Here is a 3,492-nt window from a genome sequence, read left to right on the forward strand (position 1 = left end):
AAATACTCAATCACCCGCCGCTTGTTCGTCGTCACTTCCGCCGTCACCGCCATGCCCGGCGACAACTTGATGTCCACGCCATTCACATTCAGCGTATCGCTGTTAAGACGAATCTTGCTGCTGTAGATCAAGCCGCGCTTTTCATCTTCGATGGCGTCGTTGGAGACGCTGATGACTTCGCCTTCTATCGTGCCGTACTTGGTGAAGGTGAAGGTTTCGACCTTGACGGTAACGGGCTGACCGGCGCGAACAAAGCCGACGTCCTTGTTCTCCAGCATGGCTTCCACTTCCACGGGCTGGCCGTCAGGGACTAATACCATCAGCGGTTGTGCGGGGGTGACGACGCCGCCGACGGTGTGCACGGCCAGTTGCTGGACGGTGCCGTCTACCGGCGCTTCAAGGGTGGTGAGGTCTTCCTGATAACGGGCCTTGGTCAGGTCCTGATTGAAAGATGCGATCTTTTGATCGGCTTGCTGCAGCAGGTCAAGCATGGCGCGGCGGGTCTGGGCGACTACGCCTTCGCGACGACGTTCTGCTTCCTGGCGGGCGGCGGTGGATTGCAGGACGCTGGCCTGCTGCACGCTCAGTTGGCGCTCGAGGTCCAGGCGCGCTTGTTCCTTTTCCAGGTAAGCATGGCGGGCGATGTACTGCTTTTTCAGAAGGTTTTCGTAGTCACTGGCCAGTTTGGTGGCGATAGGCAGGGTTTTCTGCAAACTCATGACTTGAATACGCGCGGCCTGAATATCGGCCTGGCGTTGCTGAATTTCGGCATCTACCAGGTCAAGGCTACTGCGGTACTCCTGATACTGGCCCTGCAGCCAGCGCTCAGCCGCCAATACATGCATCGGGTCGGCATCCAGTATGGTACCGGTCAGATCCCGAGGCGGTTTGCGCTGGTTGATTGCATCGAGCATGGCGGCCGCTCGGGCACTGTCGATACGTGCAGCCAGCAAATCACTGCGGACGCGTCCGACATCAGCATCCGCAGATGTGGAGTCCAACTCCAAAAGCAACTGACCGGCCTTGACCGATTGCCCGTCACGCACATGAATCGCCTTGACCACAGCGGTTTCACTGGACTGAATGGTTTTCGTCTTGCCGCTGGGAATGATTTTGCCGCTGGCTGTCGCTACCACGTCAATCTTGCCCAGGCATGCCCATAGCAACGCCAGAGCGGCAAAAAACATGATCGCCCACATGAAAACACGCGGCGCGGGATGACTGGGCTTATCCTGGAGTTCCAGTGCAGCGGGCAGAAACTGAACTTCATGCGCCAAGCGCTTGGGTGCATCCATTTCACGACGGTGACGCCACGATTGGCGCCACACGCGGCGGTAGCGCTGCAATAGTCCGGTCGATTCAGCGTTAGACATGGCTGCCTCCCTGCTGCAGGCGATGAAGGCGCGAGTAATGACCGGCTTGGTGTGTGAGCAATTCGGCATGAGTGCCCTGCTCTACAATTTGCCCGCGATCGACTACAACAATGCGGTTGGCATCGCGAACGGCAGACAGCCGATGCGCGATGATGATCACCGTGCGCCCCTTGCAGATGGCCTGCATGTTCTGCTGAACAATGCGCTCTGACTCATAGTCCAGCGCACTGGTGGCCTCGTCGAAAATCAGGATGCGCGGGTTGCCCATCAAGGCGCGGGCAATGGCGATACGTTGGCGCTGACCGCCGGATAACGACGCACCGTGCTCACCGACCATCGTGTCGTAGCCCTCCGGCAGCTCAAGGATGAAGTCGTGGGCGCCAGCCAGTTTGGCCATTTGCATCACGGCCTCCAAAGGCGCTCCGGCATCGCTCAAGGCGATGTTTTCGCGGATGCTGCGGTTGAACAGCATGTTGTCTTGCAGCACCACGCCGATCTGGCGGCGCAGGGAAGAGACGTCTGCCAGGGCCAGGTCCATACCGTCGACCAACACCCGACCGCGCTCCGGTACATAGAGGCGTTGTAACAGACGCGTCAGTGTGCTTTTGCCAGAACCGGAACGCCCCACCACACCGATGACTTGGCCCGGAGTGATAACAAGATTGATGCCCCGCAGGATCTCCGAGCCATCGGGACGATAGCGAAAATGCACCTGATCGAATTCAATGCGCCCCTTGATCGGCGGTAACGTACTGCGGTTGATTTGCGAGAGTTCGTTACGGGTATTGAGGATGTCGCCCAGACGCTGAACTGACACGCCGGTCTGCTGGAAGTTGGTCCACAGTTGGGCAAGGCGCATGATCGGTTGGGCAACACGCCCGGCCAGCATGTTGAACGCAATCAACTGGCCGACCGAAAGTTGGCCGTCAATCACCAGACGCGCGCCAAACCACAGGGTTGCAACAGTCACCAGTTTGCCGATCAGAGAGACACTTTCGTTGGCAATGGTCGACAGGTTCTGAGTTTTGAATCCGGCAGCGACATAGCCCGCCAACTGGTTATCCCACTTGCGAATGGCTTGAGGCTCCACTGCCATCGATTTAAGGGTGTCGATGCCGTTAACCGTTTCGACCAGAAACGCCTGATTCTCAGCACCTCGGGCAAAACTGTCGTTAAGGCGTTTGCGCAACACAGGAGTAATGAGCACCGACACCAGAATGTAGAGCGGCAGGGACAACAGCACGATCAACGTCAACCAACCGCTGTAGTAAAACATCACCGCAATGAACACCACCGAGAACAGCACATCCAGCAACAGGGTGATGGCATTGCCGGTCAGGAAGTTGCGGATGTTTTCCAGTTCACGCACCCGTGCTACCGAATCGCCCACGCGGCGAGCCTGAAAGTACGAGAGCGGCAACGTGATCAAGTGACGAAACAGCTTCGAACCCAGCTCTACGTCAATGCGGCTGGCGGTGTGTGCGAACACGTAGGTGCGCAAGCCAGACAAGGCCGACTCGAACAGCATCACACCGGCAAGGCCGATGGCGATAACGTCGAGGGTGGTCAATCCGTGATGGACAAGTACCTTGTCCATCACTACCTGGAAGAACAGCGGTGTGATCAGCGAGAAAATTTGCAGGACGAAGGAAACCAGCATCACTTCGCCCAGCAACTTCCGGTACTTGACGATGGCAGGAATGAACCAGGTGAAATCGAAACTTGAGGACTCGCCCGGCGTCCCGGCTTCCGAGCGAATGAGCAGTAACTGACCTGTCCAACGCTCCTGCAAGGCCTCGAAAGTAACAACCTCGGGGCGTTGAGAAAGAGGGTCGTGGATGAGCGCCTTGCCTTGATCAAGACGCGCGATGATGAAGAAACCACCGTTATTGTCCGCTGCTATCGCGGGAAGTGGTGTACGGTCCAAACGCTCGGTGGTAGTCCTCGCAGCCTTGGCTTTCAAGCCGAGTTTACGGGCCGCCAGTAACAGGCTGTCCTGCGACAGATACTGGTCAGGGCTGCCAAACTCATGGGCAAGTTGCTCTGGCGAAGCCGCCACCTGATGAAAGCGCGCAAGCATGACCAGCGAGGCAAGGCCGGTGTCCAGGCGAGGGGCATT

Annotated in this window: 2 protein-coding genes; both read right to left on the minus strand. The window is 57.9% G+C overall.

What is annotated here, in order from left to right; genetic code table 11:
* On the minus strand, window positions 1–1,373 hold a 1,373-nt coding region (locus KBY08_RS26165), incomplete at its 3' end, for an HlyD family type I secretion periplasmic adaptor subunit (protein WP_111522804.1).
* The coding region (locus KBY08_RS26170; protein ID WP_276616058.1) for a type I secretion system permease/ATPase at window positions 1,366–3,492 on the minus strand (2,127 nt) is incomplete at its 5' end. The genes KBY08_RS26165 and KBY08_RS26170, both read right to left, overlap by 8 nt.

The organism is Pseudomonas sp. P135, assembly GCF_020312125.1.
GTDB lineage: Bacteria > Pseudomonadota > Gammaproteobacteria > Pseudomonadales > Pseudomonadaceae > Aquipseudomonas > Aquipseudomonas fragariae.